The organism is Franconibacter pulveris (assembly GCF_056780215.1).
Window position 1 is genome coordinate 1,043,354 of sequence record NZ_CM165555.1, and the last position, 16,360, is coordinate 1,059,713.

Sequence of the window (16,360 nt, forward strand, 5' to 3'; positions counted from 1 at the left end):
AACCAGATAACCCGTACGAAGTAAGAATTATCTTAGAGTAGGGGAGAAGTGTGACACTTTTACTGCAATAACAAACTTAAGCGTAATTCAAGAGTTTAGCGTCACTAAAATTAAACTGAAGCCATAAAAAACTATTAGCGCTGCGCCCGTCTTTGCGCCCCGGCGCAGCGCGGCGTTATCCCTTAAACGCAACCCGCCTGCTTTACTCGCTGCCATTCATCACGCGTAATTTCCCATACTTCGGAATCCAGCTCGCCGCTGACGTACTGCTTTTTTTCGCGGCGGATAAGCCGCATGCCGCTTCGGTTTGAGAGATTGCGCGAAGCGTCGTTAGCCTGCGCTTTCGCCACGCGCAGCACCGTGCGATCGAGCACGGTAAACCAGAAATCGTTCACCGCCCGGCACGCCTCGCTCATCAGCCCCTGACGTTGTTGCTCCGGCGCCAGCCAGAAGCCGCGGTTGTTGTCCGGCTCATCCAGCAGGCAGATAACGCCAATCAACTGCGCCGGCGCTTCGCGGCGACGCAGCGTCCAGAACCAGCCGCGGCCTTCCGCCGCCGCAGGCAGCGCCACGTTATTCACATAATGCCGCGCCGCGTCCGGGGGATAGGGCCAGGGGACGCTCGCCACCAGGTAGCGCACAATTTCCCAGCGGGGGAACGTCTGTTGTATCTGTTCCGCATCTTCCGGCGCGAGCGGTTTGAGCAGCAGGCGTTCGGTATGAAGTTCAGGCGCGGCGGGAATCGCTGTCATGACGGCTTCCTTTCTCAACAGTAAAACACCGTTTTTACACAGAACGGCGCGCCTGTCGACCCCGCTTTGCAGGAGGTTAGCGCAGCAGCGGCTTTACTTTGCCGTGCAGCGCCGGGTTGTCGCTCTCATCCTTGAGCTTCACGCCGGTAAGCCTGCGCAAAAAAGCCTGCTCCAGCAGCCAGGCGAGCTTAAACGCCGCCGCTTCCCAGGGCAGCCCTTCAGGCCGGATGTTAGAGATGCAGTTACGCTCGGACTCGATGCGCGAACGTTCGGGTTTCCAGGTAAGGTAAACCCCAAGGCTGTCGGGCGACGAGAGGCCGGGCCGCTCGCCAATCAATATGGCCACCGCTTTCGCGCCGAGCGCTTCGCCAATATCATCGCCCAGCGCCACTCGCGACTGATGCGCCAGCGCCACCGGCGCGAGCGTTAAGCCGAGCGTTTCTATATAGGGCAGCAGGGCGCGAATCAGCCCAACGGACTGGCGGTGCACGGCGTACGAAGAGAGCCCGTCGCCAATCACCAGCAGCAGGTCAGCATTCCCTTTGCGGCGCGCCAGCAGCGCGCGGCTCTCCTCATCCAGCCTGCGGCCTAAGTCGGGGCGGTGAAGATAGGTATCGCGGTCGGCGGCGGCGCTGTGAACAGTGAGCGTTTCCAGGCCCAGCGCCTCCAGCTCGCCGCGCAGCGGTTCGCTGTCAAAAGGCTGATGAATAGCGTCCCGCGCCTGCGCATGGGCGAGGCCGAATTTCAGCACTTCGCGGGTAGGCAGGCTGGCGCCGCTGCGCCCCAGCGCAATGCGGGCGTCGGTAAACTGGCGTAACAGATCCCAGGCGTCGTGGGCGCTCATCGCTATACCTCCTGCGGCAGCGCCGCCAGCAACGGATGGTTGGCCCCGGTCAGCCGCAGCTGCCCCTGGGCGTTGATAATCTGCATCTTCTCAAGCCAGGCGGCGAACTCCGGCGCGTGCTTCAGGCCCAGCAGGCGGCGAATATAGAGGGCGTCGTGAAACGAGGTGCTCTGGTAGTTGAGCATGATGTCGTCCGCCCCCGGCACGCCGATGAGAAACGTCAGCCCGGCGTTCGCCAGCAAGGTAAGCAGCGTATCCATATCATCCTGGTCCGCCTCGGCGTGGTTGGTATAGCAAACGTCGCAGCCGAGCGGCAGCCCCATCAGCTTGCCGCAGAAGTGATCTTCCAGCCCCGCGCGAATAATCTGTTTGCCGTCGTAGAGATACTCCGGGCCGATAAACCCCACGACGGTATTGACCAGCAGCGGCTTAAAATGTCGCGCCACCGCATAGGCCCGCGCTTCGCAGGTTTGTTGATCGACGCCGTGATGCGCGTTTGAAGAAAGACAGCTTCCCTGGCCCGTTTCGAAATACATGACGTTGTCGCCAAGCGTGCCGCGACCGAGGCTTAACGCCGCCTCGCGCGCCTCTTCCAGCAGGGCGAGATTGATGCCAAAGCCGCTGTTGGCCGCCTCGCTGCCCGCCACCGACTGAAACACCAGGTCCACCGGCGCGCCGCGCTCGATGAGCTGGAGCGTGTTGGTCACGTGTGTCAGCACGCAAGACTGCGTGGGGATTGCAAAGCGGCTGATAACGTCATCCAGCATATAGTTGAGCCGCTCCAGCACCGGCAGGCTGTCGCTCGCCGGGTTGATGCCGACCACCGCGTCGCCGCAGCCGTAAAACAGCCCGTCGAGCATGCTGGCGGCGATGCCGCGCAGGTCGTCCGTCGGGTGGTTGGGCTGTAAGCGCACGCTTAAATGGCCCGGCAGGCCGATGGTGTTGCGAAAGCGGGTGACGACGCGGCATTTGCTCGCCGCCAGAATCAAATCCTGGTTGCGCATTAGCTTGCTGACCGCCGCCGCCATCTCCGGCGTGACGCCTGGCGCGACCCGGGAGAGCGTCTCAGAGGTGGTGGCGTCGTCCAGCAGCCAGTCGCGGAACTCCCCCACCGTTAAATGATGAATGGGGGAGAACGCGTCGCGGTCGTGGGTGTCGATAATCAGACGCGTGACTTCATCCTGCTCGTAAGGGATGAGCGGGTTATTGAGCAGCTCGCGCAGCGGCAGGTCGGCGAGCGCCATCTTCGCCGCCATGCGCTCTTCGGCGCTTTGCGCGGCGACGCCCGCCAGCACATCCCCGGACCGCGCCGGGGAGGCTTTCGCCAGCAAGTCTTTCAGAGAAGAGAAGCGGTAAACCGTATGCGCAAGCGTAGTCTGGTACACGAGTGACTCCTTACGAGGCGACGCGCAGTTGCGGGTCCAGCGCCGCGCTGGCGCGGGCGCGCGCCGTCAGCCGGAACCACAGATAGCCCGCCAGCATCATGACGGCGAAGATGGCCGCCAGCACCAGGTTGTAGTAAACCATCGCCGCCAGACACAGCACCGCCATGCCCAGCGCGAAGGCCGGGGCGAGGGGGTAGAGCGGCGCGCGGAACGGGCGCTCCAGCCCCGGCTCGCTGCGGCGCAGCTTAAACAGCGACGCCATAGAGACGATATACATAACAATAGCGCCAAAAACCGACATGGTGACGATGCTGGCGGTCAGCGGCATGCCGTTAATGGTGATGAGCGAATCAGAAAAAATCGCCGCGATGCCCACCACGCCGCCCGCAAGAATAGCCAGGTGCGGCGTGCGGGTGCGACGGTTGATTCTGGCGAGGCTTGCTGGCAGATAACCGGCCCGCGCCAGCGAGAAAATTTGCCGCGAGTATCCCATGATGATGCCGTGAAACGACGCCACCAGGCCAAACAGCCCCAGCCACACCAGCATATGCAGCCAGCCGCTGTTTGCGCCGACGATGATTTTCATCGCCTGCGGCAGCGGGTCGTTGATGTTGGAGAGCGTGCGCCAGTCGCCCACGCCGCCGGCGAAAATCATCACCCCTACCGCCAGCAAGGTCAGCGTGATGATGCCGCCGCCGAGGGCGCGGGGAATGGTGCGTTTTGGATCTTTGGCTTCTTCCGCCGCCATCGACGCGCCCTCAATGGCCAGGAAAAACCAGATGGCGAACGGAATGGCGGCGAACATCCCCGGCAGCGCCAGGCTGCTGAAGGTTTCCGACCCGGCCCAGCCGTTGGCGGTGAAGTTGCTCCACGAGAAGCCCGGCGACACCACCCCCATAAAGACCAGCAGTTCGAAGATGGCGAGCAGGGTGACGATAAGCTCAAACGTCGCGGCAATGCCGACGCCCAGAATATTGAGCGTCATGAAGATAACGTAAGCGGCGCAGGCGACCCATTTCGCATCGAGTGAAGGGAACTGCACGTTGAGGTAAGCGCCAATCGCCATGGCGATGGCGGGCGGCGCGAAAACAAACTCCACCAGCGTCGCGAAACCAGCGATAAACCCGCCTGTCGGCCCGAATGCCCGGTAGGCGTAAGCAAAGGGACCGCCTGCGTGGGGAATGGCGGTGGTCAGCTCGGTAAAGCTGAAAATAAACGCGCAATACATGGCGGCTATCGCCAGCGCCACAATAAGAAAACCCATGGTGCCCGCCTGCGACCAGCCGTAGCTCCAGCCAAAATATTCACCGGAAATCACCAGCCCCACGGCAATGCCCCACAGGCGGAAGCTGCCCAGCGTGCGTTTTAATCCGGACTGTTCGGTTTGCATTCTCATTACTCACCTCGCCAATAAACGGATATCCCGCAGGGCTATTGCAAGGAGTGTACCAGCGGCAAAACGGGCAACGTTTCAACCGTCGGTATGAGGCGCTGCCTCGTGAAGTGGCAGGGCGTGCGCCCTTTTGGTGAAGCTTTTGAAAATTACGTCCGCTTATGGGTAAATAACAATTCATTCACAAAACGATTGAGAAAAGCGATGCTGCTGAAAGAACCGCGTCTGAACTTTACCGACGTGATGAACCGCAAGGCGCAGGAGAAAGGGATTCGGCTTGATAACGACCAGCAGCGGCTCATCCGGCATCTGGAGACGCTTGCCGAAACGTTGCAGCGCCGCCGGGCCGCTTTCGCCGGGCTCTACCTGTGGGGGCAACCCGGACGCGGCAAGAGTTTTATCGTCGACAGCTTTTTCGCCGCGCTGCCGCTGGCGCAAAAAAAGCGCGCCCACTTTCATACCTTCTTTCGCGAACTGCATCAGCAGCTTAACGGTCAGGGGCTGGACGCCGCGCTGCTTGAGCTGATGGGCGAGGCGCGGTTGCTCTGCTTTGATGAGTTCCATCTGCACGATATCGGCGACGCGATGCTGGTGAAAAGGCTGTTAGCGCTGGCTGTAGCGCGCGACGTGGCGCTTATCTTCACCTCAAACTATCCGCCGTGCGCGCTGCTGGCGAACCCGCTTTATCACGATCGCTTTGTGCCTTCCATTGCGCTTATCGAGCGCCACATGACCGTTATGGCGCTCAATGGCCCGCGGGATTATCGCCAGCAGGCGGCGGGCCACGGCGTTTTCAGCGAAGGCGCTTATCTGTGGCCCGCAAATGCGGCCCGGCGGCAGGCTTTGGGGCTGCCGGACGCCTCCGGGGCGGTTGCGCTGACTGTCGGCCACCGCACGCTGCACGCCGCCTCCGCACCCGGCGAGTTTTTGCATTTCACCTTTGCAGGCCTTTGCGAGGCGCCCACGGCGGTAATGGACTATCTGGCGCTGTGCGAAGGGCATGAGCGCTGGTTCCTTGACGGCGTGCCGCCGCTTGCGCGCGTCAGCCCCGCCGCGCAGCAGCGCTTTATCAACCTGGTCGATGTGCTCTACGACCAGCAACGCCGCCTGTTTATCGCCGCCGCTTGTCCGCTTACGGAGCTGGTGGCGGGCGTGGAGCAGGAAGACATTGCGCGCACCGCCAGCCGCCTTTCGCAATTAACGGCGGAATAAATTAACCTGGCGCGAATTAATTAAGAAAAAGCCAGGGCGGAAGCGAAAATAAATAACGGCTTACATAAAGTCGTTATTGAAATAATGAAAAAAAAGGGCGCCGTTGGACATGATCCTGACAGCCTGATTCGCGGGGATTGCTCCCCGCGTAGACGCTTACTTTCAGGGTTTACAGGCTAATAAAGCCGTTACCTCTTTTTCCCCATCCCGGTAACGGAGTTCGTAAAGCCTTTCCCGGGTAAGGAGTATTATTGCCAGCACCGTCGCGCAGACGATAACCAGACGCCATACAGAAGTGTTGTGCTTCATAGCCTTTTCTCCTTGCCGTGAGGCGAGTAAGAGGCTAACATCATGACTGTTTGTGGTTCATGTGTCGGCCTCGGGTTAAGTGATTAACTCGGGGCCTTCATCTTTCTGGAAACCACACATTGCCTGAAACCAGAAAGCCTCAGGCGCCCGCGCAAATAATAAATAACCCGCCTTATCACAGCTATTTATTTCCGGCGAAGTGCGTACTTTTGCCGTTATTAATAGAAGATGATTCTTCGTCCTGCTTTAAATTACGAGCCGCCTCGCATTTTGTTTTTATTATTTTCATTGGCTTTCATTTGCCCTTGCTTATTATCGCCTGCGTTTATTAAGCCTTCCTGTAAATAAACCCCTTTACCGACCGCGACGGTTTTCCGCCACCTTTTGCAGGATGTCCTGAATCACTACCCTATTCGTCATTCAGGTCATGCTGAGTTCGCGTAATCTCTGTTCATCGACACAACAACACCTTACCTGAACCGGAGAAGCAGCATGAACAGAGCAGCAGAGCACAAAGGCACCGCGGTGATTACCGGCGCGTCCAGCGGCATCGGCGCCGTTTACGCCGACCGCCTGGCGCGTCGCGGCTACGACCTGATTATCGTCGCCCGCAATCGCGACAAACTGAACCAGCAGGCCCGCCAGATTTCCGCCGAAACGCGCCGGAACGTGGAGGTGGCGGCGGTTGACCTGAACAACCCGCAGGCGCTGCGCGCGCTGGAAGAGAAGCTGCGTCAGGACGCCAGCATCACGCTGCTGGTGAATAACGCGGGCGTCGGCACCCATACCGCTTTGCTGCAAAGCGATATTGACCGCATGGAGCAGATGATAGACCTCAACGTCATTGCTCCCACGCGTCTGACCTACGCGGTTGTTCCTGGCATGGTGGCGCGCGGGCAGGGGGCCATCATCAATATCGCTTCCATCGTTAGTATCGCGCCGGAAATCTTAAACGGCGTTTACGGCGGCTCGAAAGCCTACGTTCAGGCCTTCAGCCAGTCGCTGCACCACGAACTGCACGGCCAGGGGATCCAGGTGCAGGCGGTGTTGCCGGGCGCGACCGCCACCGACTTCTGGGAAACCGGCGGGCTGGCGCTTGAGCATTTAGATCCCGACATCGTAATGACGCCGCAGGCGCTGGTGGACGCCGCCCTTGTCGGCTTCGACCGCGGCGAGCTGATTACGCTGCCCTCTTTGCAGGACGAAAGCGAATGGCAGGCGTTTGAAGCCGCTCGCCAGACCATGATGCAACACCTTTCCGTGAATAAACCCGCGCCTCGTTACCAGGCCGCTCAATAACAAATCTGGAGAAAAACCATGAAACTGACCAACAACACCATCTTTATCACTGGCGGCACATCCGGTATTGGCCGTGGACTGGCAGAAGCGCTGCACAAGCTTGGCAACCAGGTGATTATTTCCGGGCGTCGCAGGGCGCTGCTGGAAGCGGTCAGCAAAGCGAATCCAGGTATGGATTTCGTTGAGCTCGACATCACCGACCCGCAGCAGATTAAACAGGCGGCGCAGCAGCTTATCGCCAAGTACCCGTCGCTGAACGTGGTTATCAACAACGCGGGCATCATGCCGTTTGACGACGCCGCCGGCGCGCTGGATGACGACCAGGCGGTGACGCTTGTCACCACCAATCTGTTAGGCCCGGTGCGCGTCAGCGCCGCCTTTGTCGACCACCTGAAAAAGCAGCCGCAGGCGTGGCTGATAAACAACAGCTCGGTGCTCGCCTTCCTGCCGCTGGCCGCCACCGCGCTTTACTCCGCCACCAAAGCGGCTATCCACTCCTACACGCTCTCTCAGCGTTTCCTGCTGCGTGATACCAGCGTAAGCGTGGTGGAGATTGCGCCGCCGTGGGTGGATACCGACCTTATCTACAAAAGCGGCGACGAGCGCGCCATGCCGCTGGATGATTTCATCCGCGAGACGCTGGAGAAACTGGCGGCGGGTGAAGAGGAAGCGATTGTCGACCGCGTCCTGCCGGTGCGCGACAACCCTGGCCGCAACGAACATGGGCTTGTGAACCAGTTCAACCAGACGATGGCGGAAAACCCTATTCCGGTTCATTAATTCTCATGCCGGGCCTGGCGCCCGGCCTTGCTCTCAGGTGGGAGACGCGCATGACACCTTCACTTTCACTGCCCCAGCGCCGGGCCTTACGGGCGTTAAGCTTCGCCTATTTCGTACAGGCCACCGGTTCGCTGGCGGTGTCCGGCAGCCTGGTGCCGATTGCCCGCGAGTGGGCCATCAGCGAATCACAAAGCGCCTGGCTGCTGGCGCTGTTCGGCATCACCTTCGCCCTTGCCGCGCCGCTCTCTCAGGTGCTGTTCGGCCATCTGCCGCGCCGCAAGCTGGTGCTTTATGGCGCAGCGACCTTCGGCGGCGGCGCGTTTCTTTTTTCGCTGGCGCCCGATTACGGCGTGCTCGCGGCGTCGCGCATCGTGATGGGGCTTGGCGCCTCGCTGATGGGGCCGGTGCTGGTGGGGTTAGGCGCCGAACTGGTGCATGAGAAAGAGCGCGGCAGCGCGATTGCGAAAGTGCTGTTCGGGCTGTCGCTCGCCAGCATGCTCGGCATCCCGCTCGCCGCCTGGCTTGCCGACGCCTGGGGGCCGAGAGCGCTGTTTGGCGCGGTGGGTGCGGTCAGCCTGCTGGTGGCGCTGAATATTCGCCTGACGGTGCCGGAAACGGGCGCGGGCGCGCGCATCCGGCTCTCCACCATCGGCGACGTGTTGACGAATGCGAAACTGCTGAGCGCCTTTCTGGTGGTCTTTTTTATTGCCGCTGGGGTCTTCGCCACCTATGCGTTTATCGCCCCGGTGGTGCGCGACAGCTTTCACGGCACGGCGCACGATGTATCGGTGGCGCTGGCGGTGCTGGGCGTCGCCGGGATTGTCGGCAACCTGGCGGTCGCCCGCGCGGCGCGTCATTTCAGCGCCGAGAGGCTGCTGGTGGCGGGCATCGGGCTGTTGATGGTCGACATGCTGCTGATGCTGGCCGCGCCGCCGCACCTTTCGCTGCTTTTCGCCGCGTTCACCGTCTGGGCGTTCGCCACCGATATTCTCTGGCCGACCCAGCAGCGGCGGGTGGTGGAGGTCGCCGGGCCGTGGCGGGGCATTGCGCTCGCGCTCACCAGCGCCTTTATGTTCTGCGGCATCGGCTTTGGTTCGGCGGTGGCGGCATGGGTCTATCCGCGTTTCGGCTATGGCGGGTTGCTCGGGCTTTCCGTGCTGCTGCTGGCGCTGGCGCTGGCAAGCCTGGCGGTGTCCGAACGGGCGAAACGGCGCGAGCAGGAAAAATGCGCCGCCCTCTGTTCGGCGACGCGCATTTTGTCGTAAAAAGAGAACTCTTCTTCGCTCCGGAGGCGTGCATGCACAAGATTGGCTTTTTACTGGCGGACGGCTTTCAGCTATTGGCGCTCTCGACGCCCTCGGTGTTTGAGTTCGCTAATCTGGTGATCGGCGAGCCTTTTTACGAACTGGAGACCTGGTCGGAAGCGGGCGGGGCGGTGCGCTCGTCGGCCGGGGTCACGGTCAGCAGCCAGCCGTTAAGCGAGCAAACGCGTGCCGATACCTGGCTTGTCGGCGGGGTGATAAACCCGCTGGAAGCGCCGCCAACGCCTGCGGTGGTCGATTTTCTGAAAGCCGCGAGCCTTAATTCACGCCGCATTGCGGGCATCTGCACCGGGGCGTTTGTGCTGGGCGAGGCGGGGTTGCTGGACGGCAAGCGCGTCACCACCCACTGGGCGCACGCCGAAGCGTTAAAAACCAGAGTACCCACGGCGCTTATTGAATCAGACCGCATTTTTATTACCGACGGCGCGGTCTGGACGTCGGCGGGCATGACGGCAGGGCTGGATATGGCGCTTGGCATCGTAGAAAAAGATCTGGGCGCGGAAGTGGCGCGCTCCGTGGCGCACCGGCTGGTGATGCATCACCGTCGCTCCGGCGGCCAGACGCAGCACTCCGAGATGCTGGCGCTTTCGCCGCGGTCCGATCGTATTCAGAGCGCGCTGGAGTATGCGCGCAAAAACTTAAGCCGCACGCTGACGGTGGAGGATCTCGCCAGCGCCGTGCATTTAAGCCCGCGCCAGTTCAGCCGCCTGTTTCGCGAAGAGACGGGCAAATCTCCGGCAAAAGCCATTGAAGGCTTACGGCTGGAGGCGGCGCGCCTGATGATTGAGCAAAGCCGTCTCTCGATGGACGCCATCGCCCGCGAGGCGGGCTTTCGCGACCGCCGCCATATGCGCGAGGTCTTCGTGCGCGGCTTCGGCGTGCCGCCGCAGGCGCTGCGTCAGGGGCGCTCTTCTTCACGCGCGGCGTGAACCTTGCCGCGAAAGATCCAAAAGCCCCAACTGTTGTAGATAAGCGTGACGGGCACAAACGCGCCGAAGGCGATAAGCATCAGCTTCTGGGTCGCAGGCGGCGCGGCGGCCTGGGTCAGCAGCAGGTCGGGCGGCAATAAATAAGGAAACACCGCCAGCAGCATGCCGCCGAAGGCGACGACAAACAGCGTCAGCGTCATGGCCAGTGGCAAAAACGCCCGTTTGCCGCGCAGCGCGGCGCCAAGCCCCGCCAGCGCCAGCAGCGCGATCAGCGCCAGCGGCCCGCTGTAGCGCCACGCCAGCAGGTGCAGCCGGTAGCTCTCCTGCAACTGCATCGTCCACACCACCAGCGCCGCCAGCAGCAGGACGGTAAGCGGGGCAAGCCGCATCGCCTGACGACGGCCCCAGGTGGCAAGCGCCCCTTCGCAGCGCCAGATAAGCCAGCAGGCGCCCAGCAGCGCGTATCCCACGCTTAGCGCCACGGCGCAGTAAAGCGAGAAAGGCGAGAGCCAGTCCATGGCGGATCCGGTGAAGTGCTGGCCGTTATGGCTGATCCCCTCGATCCACGCGCCCATTGTCGCCCCCTGGCTTAACGAGGCGACCCATGAGCCGGCAATAAACAGCGCATCAAAAAGCGCCGGGCGCTGGTGGCGAAACTCAATCGCCATGCCGCGCACGATAAGCGACAGCAGCATGATGTAAACCGGCAGATAAAGCGCGCTGTAAAGAATGCTGAAGGCGACGGGAAACATCGCCAGCAGGGCGCCAGCGGTGAGCACCAGCCAGGTTTCATTGCCGTCCCATACCGGCAGAATGGTGAGGTTCATCTGCTGGCGGGCGTCGGTGGACTGAAACGGCGCCAGCAGCCCCACGCCGAGGTCAGTGCCGTCGAGCAGCACGTAAATCAGCACGCCGCAGGCCAGCGCCATGGCGCAGAGCAGCGTGAGCGGCGGCAGGGAGAGGGCAACCTCAAGCATCGTAGCGTCCTCTTATGCTCTGCGACGTAATGCCGCTTCCGGTCTGTTCCGCCACTTCGGCGTTGGCTTCTTTCTCATCGCCCTGCGGCGCTCTGCCCAGCAGACGCAGCAGAAACCAGAGGCCGATGGCGAAGATAGCGAGATAAATCAACACGATGGCGATAAACGAGGTTAACACCAGCGAAGGGGCGACAGGCGAGGCGCTGTGCGCGGTGCGCAGCACCCCATAGACGGTCCAGGGCTGGCGTCCGGTTTCCGTCACCAGCCACCCCGCCAGCATGGCGAAAAAGCCCGCCGGGGCCATCGCCACCATGCCGCGCTGCAGCCAGCGCGCACTCCACAGTTTGCCGCGCAGCCGCGTCACCAGCCCGGCCACGCCGAAAAAGATCATCAGCAGCCCCAGCCCCACCATGGCGCGAAACGAAAAAAACACGCCCGGCACCCAGGGGCGCTCATCCGCCGGATACTGGTTCAGGCTATGGATGGTGCCGGAAAGGTTATGGCGCAGATAGAGCGAGCCGATATTGGGAATAGCCAGTTCGGCATGGTTGCGCTGCGCCTGCATATCCGGAATGGCGAAGAGCCGCAGCGGTTCCCCCTGGCCTGGCGGCGGCGGATTCCAGCTTCCCTCCATCGCCGCGAGCTTCACCGGCTGGTGATCGCGCGTGTTCTCGCCATGCAGGTCGCCCACCACCGCCTGAAGCGGCGCCGCCGCCAGCAGCAACCACAGGCCCCAGGAGAACATCAGCCGCGCGCCGCGGTTATCGGGATGCTTTAGCAGGTGCCATGCTCCCACGGCGGCTATCAGGCAGGCGGCAGCCAGCATCGCGGCTATCGTCATGTGCGCGAAACGATACGGAAAAGAGGGGTTAAAGATAACGGCCCACCAGTCGACGGGCTGAAAACGGCCGTCCGCGCCAGTGATGAAGCCTGCGGGCGTTTGCATCCAGGAGTTGGCGGAAAGTATCCAGAAGGCGCTGAAAATGGAGCCAGCCGCCACCACGCAGGTGGCGAAGAAGTGCACCCACGGGCGCACCTTGCCCATGCCGAACAGCACCACGCCCATAAAGCCGGCCTCAAGGAAAAAGGCGATCAGCACCTCCATGTACATCATCGGCCCCATTACCGCGCCGGCGCGGCTGGCAAGCGCCCCCCAGTTGGTGCCGAACTGGAACTCCATCAACACGCCGGTCACCACGCCGACCGCCACGTTAAGCGCGAAAACCCGGCTCCAGTATTTATAGAGGTTGAGGTAAACCGGCTGCTTGCGCCACAGCCACAGCCCCTCCAGCAGCATCAGCCACTGCGCGAGGCCGATGGTAAACGCCGCCAGCACAATATGAAAGCCGATGGTAAAAGCGAACTGACTGCGCGCCAGTAGTAAAGCCGTCTCCTGGCTTATCATGCTTCCTCCGCAGAAACTCAGGCGTCGCTTGGTTTACCGCTGAACGACGAAATCGGTTTATCCACCTCTTCCTCCATGCGGCGGGAGAACGCCTTCATGCCGTTGAGAATCGGCGTGAGCGACTGCCAGAGTTCGTCGTCGTGCAGCATTTTCCAGGCGCCGCGCGCGCCAGGCGCGCTGTTGCCCGCGCTTTCCTCCTGCTCTTCGCGGCTGAGTTCGGCCATAAAATCGCGCAGGCCGAAGGCGAGTTTATACATGCGCTCAGGCGGAATGGTGGAGAGCGCCAGCAGCAGCACCGAGATGTTCTGGATGGTGTTCAGCGAGCCTTTACGGCTCAGGCCGCTTACGATCACCTGCATCCACTCGTTGTTGGACGCCACCAGATCGTTGGCGAGACGCAGCACGCCATGCTCATGCAGCGTCTGCAACAGGCGCTGAAGTTCTTCCTCGGCGGTGGGGCCGATTTTGGGCGGCTCCACCTGATATTCAATTGATTTAGCCATTAAAATTTCTCCGGATGCGGTTCCTGTGCGGGCGGCGGGGTATAGTCGTCACGCTGCCATTTCGCCTCGACCGGCACGTGGGTGATGGGGGTGCGCTTGCCATAGCGGAAATTATGCCGGGGCAGGGGAGAGGGATGCGGCTCGCGGGAGAGTTTCTCGAGCTTCACCGCCAGCTCTTTGTAGGCCGGGGTGTTGACCACCGGGTCGTGATGTTCGCCGGTAAGCAGGTTGATGCCCGGCTTGCCCTGATGAATCGAGATAAAGAGCGAGCCGCCAGCTACCCGGTCCGTCACCACGACCGGCACCTCCAGCGAGCCGCGCCGCGAGGTGAGCTTCACCCAGTCGCCCTCTGCAAGGTCGCGTTCGGCGGCGAGCTGCGGGCTGATTTCCACAAACCAGTCCGGCGAGAGCGACATCGTGCGCCCGCCGCGTCCGCTCTGGTTGGTGGACTGGAAATGCTCCAGCATGCGCCCGTTGTTGAGCGCAAGGTCATACTCTTCATCCGGCGCTTCGGCGGGCGGCTGCCACTCCAGCGGGTAGAGCACGGCGCGCCCGTCGGGGAAGGTAAAGCCGTCGGTGTAGAGCAGCGGCGTGCTCTCGCCATCCGGTTTCACCGGCCAGAGCTGCGAATTCCACCCTTCGAGCCGCTCATAGCTTACGCCTGCGAAAATCGTGGCGATGCTTGCCGCCTCCGCCATGATCTGCGAAGGGTGCGTGTAGCCCCAGTCGTGGCCCATGCGCGCGGCAAGGTCGGTGAGGATGCGCCAGTCCGGGCGGCTGTCGCCAAGCGGCGCCATCGCCTCGTAAAAGCGCTGGATGCGCCGCTCGGTGTTGACGAAGGTGCCCTCTTTTTCCACGCTCGGGCAGCCGGGCAGCACCACGTCGGCGAACTGCGCGGTGCGGCTTAAGAACAGATCCTGCACCACCAGAAAATCGAGGTCGGTAAACCCTTCGTGAACGTTGGTGGTGTCGGCATCCGAAAACGCCGTCTCTTCGCCGATAACGTACATGGCGCGAATCTGCCTGGTGCGCGCATGCTCGACCATCTCGAAGTTATCCGAACCCACCTCAAGCGAGAGCCGCTCCGGCTCAACGCCCCAGGCGTTGGCCCATTTGGCGCGCACGCTTTCATCGCTCACCGATTCATAGCCGGGGTAGTAATTTTTCAGGCAGCCGAAATCGCTCGCGCCCTGCACGTTGTTGTGGCCGCGCATTGGGTAGCCGCCAGTGCCGGGGCGGCCGTAGTTGCCGGTCACCAGCAGCAGGTTAGAGAGCGCCGTGCTGGTGTCGGCGCCGTGGCTGTGCTGGGTAATGCCCATCGCCCAGACAATGCAAACCGAACCCGCGTTGCCGATAAGCTCGGCGGCGGCGGTCAGCTCCTCTACGGAAAGGCCCGTCGTTTTCGCGGCGAACTCCAGCGAGAAGGGCGCCAGCGACTGGCGGTACTCATCCACCTGATTGACGTGGTTCGCCAGAAACGTCTTATCGGCGTAGCCGTTGTCAAACAGATAGCGCGACATCGCCGAGGCCCAGACCATATCGGTACTGGGGCGGATGCGCAGGTATAGGTCGGCGCGCTCGGCCATTTCGTGGCGGCGCGGGTCCACCACCAGCAGCTTCTGGCCGTGATGTTTTTTCGCCGCTTTGAGGCGCGAGGCGATAACCGGATGGTTTTCAGCGGTGTTGCTGCCGACGATAATCACCAGCTCCGCTTTTTGCAGGTCATCAATGGTGCCCGCGTCGCCGCCGTAGCCGACGGTGCGGAACAGCCCTTTGGTGGCCGGGTTCTGGCAGTAGCGCGAGGAGTTATCGACGCTGTTGGTGCCGATGATAAGCCGGGCGATTTTCTGCGTCAGGTAAGCCTCTTCGTTGCTCGCCTTGCTGGAGCCGATAAAGCCGATGCTCTGCGGGCCGTGCTGGTCGCGGATTTGCAGCAGACGGCGGGCCACCAGCTCCAGCGCCTCGTCCCAGCTCGCCTTGCGAAAGCGGTCGTTCTCGCGTATCAGCGGCGTGGTCAGGCGCTCTTTGTCATTCAGGAAATCCCAGGCGAATTTGCCCTTTACGCAGGTGGAGATGCCGTTGGCGGGCGCATCGGCGACCGGCTGCACCTTCAGCACATGGCGGTCCCGCGTCCACATCTCAAAGCTGCAGCCCACGCCGCAGTAAGTGCAGACGGTTTTGGTGCGTTTGATTTCCGGCTGCCGCCAGTGCATGTCCATCACCGAAATGCCGGTGATGATTTCCGCCCCGGTGCTGTTCTCTATCGCCTTCACGAGATCGATCATTGGGCGCTTGAGCGTCTGTTTCATGCTGGTGAAAGGCCCGGCGTCGGGCTGCATGGTTTTTTCCAGCAGCGCGTTGCAGGGGCAGACGGTCACGCAGTGGCCGCAGCTCACGCAGCTTGACCCGGCGATGGTTTCGCCGCCGTCCCACAGCACGCGCGGGTGCGCCATGGTGTAGTCGATGCTCAGCGTCTCGTTTACTTCGACGTTCTGGCACGCCTCCACACAGCGGCCGCAGAGAATGCACTGGTCGGGGTCGTAAGTGTAGAAGGGGTTGGAGTGATCTTTAACGTAAGGCTTGCGCTGGTATTCGTAACGCTGAATGGGGATATGCATATCCGCCATAGTGTTGTGCAACGTGCAGTCGCCGGTGTTGTGTTCGCAAACGGTACAGTAAAGCTCATGTTTCGCCAGCAGGCGGTCCATGCCTTCGTGCTGCGCCGCCTGGGCTTTTTCCGTGCGGCTGGTTATCTCCATCCCTTCTGCGCTTTTCAGCGTGCAGCCGCGCACCAGTTCGCCCTGGTATTCGACCCAGCAGACGTCGCAGGTCTGCATCGGTTCAAGCGATGGGTGGTAACAGACGTGGGGCAGCGTCAGGCCCCCTGCGGTCAGAAAATCGATTAACGGGACATTCGCAGGGCCAGTAACCGGCCGCCCGTCGTAAAACAGGGTGCAGAGAGATTCACTCATTATACTTCCTCAACCTTGCCAGTGGCTGTCGGCGAACGGCGCCGCAGCTGATGAGAACGTCTTTTCCCGACGGGATGCGTTCTCGTTATAGTGGTTTAAAGGTAGCTATGGCATCAGGGCTTCGCCAGAAAGGGATGTTGCGAAGTATGTACGGTATGGGCTAAGCGAAACGCGAAAAATAGCGCAGTCGCGCAGAAAACAGACGGCGTAACGTCTGAGAAAACAGGCGGTTTTGCAATTTGCCGCGCAGATCGGTATAACGTTCTTCCATGGATGTT

14 protein-coding genes are annotated in these 16,360 nt (G+C 61.6%); 5 read left to right on the forward strand and 9 right to left on the reverse strand.

All coding sequences use genetic code 11. The features are described from left to right. Nucleotides 1-182 precede the first annotated feature (182 nt). The 4 genes from ACU4F7_RS04975 to eat all read right to left on the reverse strand — a co-directional run bounded on the left by ACU4F7_RS04975 (nucleotide 183) and on the right by eat (nucleotide 4,371). Nucleotides 183-752 (reverse strand): GNAT family N-acetyltransferase, encoded by a 570-nt coding sequence (locus ACU4F7_RS04975; RefSeq protein ID WP_029592024.1) that lies wholly within the window; start codon nucleotides 750-752, stop codon nucleotides 183-185. Between the two features lie 76 nt (nucleotides 753-828). Continuing rightward, the gene (gene eutC / locus ACU4F7_RS04980) at nucleotides 829-1,596 is read right to left on the reverse strand and encodes an ethanolamine ammonia-lyase subunit EutC (protein WP_481638163.1); all 768 of its coding nucleotides are present in this window, start codon (nucleotides 1,594-1,596) and stop codon (nucleotides 829-831) included. A gap of 2 nt (nucleotides 1,597-1,598) precedes the next feature. Continuing rightward, complete coding sequence (locus tag ACU4F7_RS04985) at nucleotides 1,599-2,981, reverse strand: ethanolamine ammonia-lyase subunit EutB (RefSeq protein ID WP_029592026.1); 1,383 nt, start codon at nucleotides 2,979-2,981, stop codon at nucleotides 1,599-1,601. Nucleotides 2,982-2,991: 10 nt separating this feature from the next. Then, the gene (gene eat / locus ACU4F7_RS04990) at nucleotides 2,992-4,371 is read right to left on the reverse strand and encodes an ethanolamine permease (protein WP_029592027.1); all 1,380 of its coding nucleotides are present in this window, start codon (nucleotides 4,369-4,371) and stop codon (nucleotides 2,992-2,994) included. A 207-nt stretch (nucleotides 4,372-4,578) separates the two neighbouring features. Here eat and zapE point away from each other — a divergent pair, with 207 nt between their 5' ends. Continuing rightward, on the forward strand, nucleotides 4,579-5,586 hold the full coding sequence (zapE, locus tag ACU4F7_RS04995; RefSeq protein WP_481638164.1) for a cell division protein ZapE: 1,008 nt from the start codon (nucleotides 4,579-4,581) through the stop codon (nucleotides 5,584-5,586). Nucleotides 5,587-5,748: 162 nt separating this feature from the next. Here zapE and ACU4F7_RS05000 read toward each other — a convergent pair whose 3' ends face one another. Then, entirely contained in the window at nucleotides 5,749-5,895 is a 147-nt protein-coding gene (locus tag ACU4F7_RS05000; RefSeq protein WP_028019862.1) for a Hok/Gef family protein, read from the reverse strand. 492 nt (nucleotides 5,896-6,387) lie between these two features. Between ACU4F7_RS05000 and ACU4F7_RS05005 the strand changes: the two genes are divergently transcribed. From ACU4F7_RS05005 to ACU4F7_RS05020, 4 genes are read left to right on the forward strand one after another with little or no spacing between them, the layout of a single operon-like run. After that, complete coding sequence (locus tag ACU4F7_RS05005; protein ID WP_481638165.1) at nucleotides 6,388-7,194, forward strand: SDR family NAD(P)-dependent oxidoreductase; 807 nt, start codon at nucleotides 6,388-6,390, stop codon at nucleotides 7,192-7,194. Nucleotides 7,195-7,212: 18 nt separating this feature from the next. Next, entirely contained in the window at nucleotides 7,213-7,974 is a 762-nt protein-coding gene (locus ACU4F7_RS05010; RefSeq protein WP_029592030.1) for an SDR family oxidoreductase, read from the forward strand. 50 nt (nucleotides 7,975-8,024) lie between these two features. Beyond that, a complete protein-coding gene (locus ACU4F7_RS05015; protein WP_481638166.1) occupies nucleotides 8,025-9,239 on the forward strand; it encodes an MFS transporter in 1,215 nt (404 codons plus the stop codon). 32 nt (nucleotides 9,240-9,271) lie between these two features. Next, nucleotides 9,272-10,225 (forward strand): GlxA family transcriptional regulator, encoded by a 954-nt coding sequence (locus ACU4F7_RS05020; protein WP_481638167.1) that lies wholly within the window; start codon nucleotides 9,272-9,274, stop codon nucleotides 10,223-10,225. Here the strand turns inward: ACU4F7_RS05020 and ACU4F7_RS05025 are convergent. The 4 genes from ACU4F7_RS05025 to fdhF are packed head-to-tail and all read right to left on the reverse strand — an operon-like array spanning nucleotide 10,195 to nucleotide 16,082. Continuing rightward, on the reverse strand, nucleotides 10,195-11,202 hold the full coding sequence (locus tag ACU4F7_RS05025; protein WP_029592033.1) for a cytochrome d ubiquinol oxidase subunit II: 1,008 nt from the start codon (nucleotides 11,200-11,202) through the stop codon (nucleotides 10,195-10,197). The two genes, ACU4F7_RS05020 and ACU4F7_RS05025, sit on opposite strands and share 31 nt — an antisense overlap. Beyond that, a complete protein-coding gene (locus ACU4F7_RS05030; RefSeq protein ID WP_481638168.1) occupies nucleotides 11,195-12,607 on the reverse strand; it encodes a cytochrome ubiquinol oxidase subunit I in 1,413 nt (470 codons plus the stop codon). Before ACU4F7_RS05030 ends, ACU4F7_RS05025 begins: the two co-directional genes overlap by 8 nt. 17 nt (nucleotides 12,608-12,624) lie before the next feature. After that, nucleotides 12,625-13,110, reverse strand: a complete 486-nt coding sequence (locus ACU4F7_RS05035; RefSeq protein WP_481638169.1) for a helical membrane plugin domain-containing protein — start codon at nucleotides 13,108-13,110, stop codon at nucleotides 12,625-12,627. Continuing rightward, nucleotides 13,110-16,082, reverse strand: coding sequence for a formate dehydrogenase subunit alpha (fdhF, locus tag ACU4F7_RS05040; RefSeq protein ID WP_481638170.1), 2,973 nt, complete (start codon nucleotides 16,080-16,082; stop codon nucleotides 13,110-13,112). The genes ACU4F7_RS05035 and fdhF overlap by 1 nt, the downstream gene beginning before the upstream one ends. Nucleotides 16,083-16,360 lie beyond the last annotated feature (278 nt).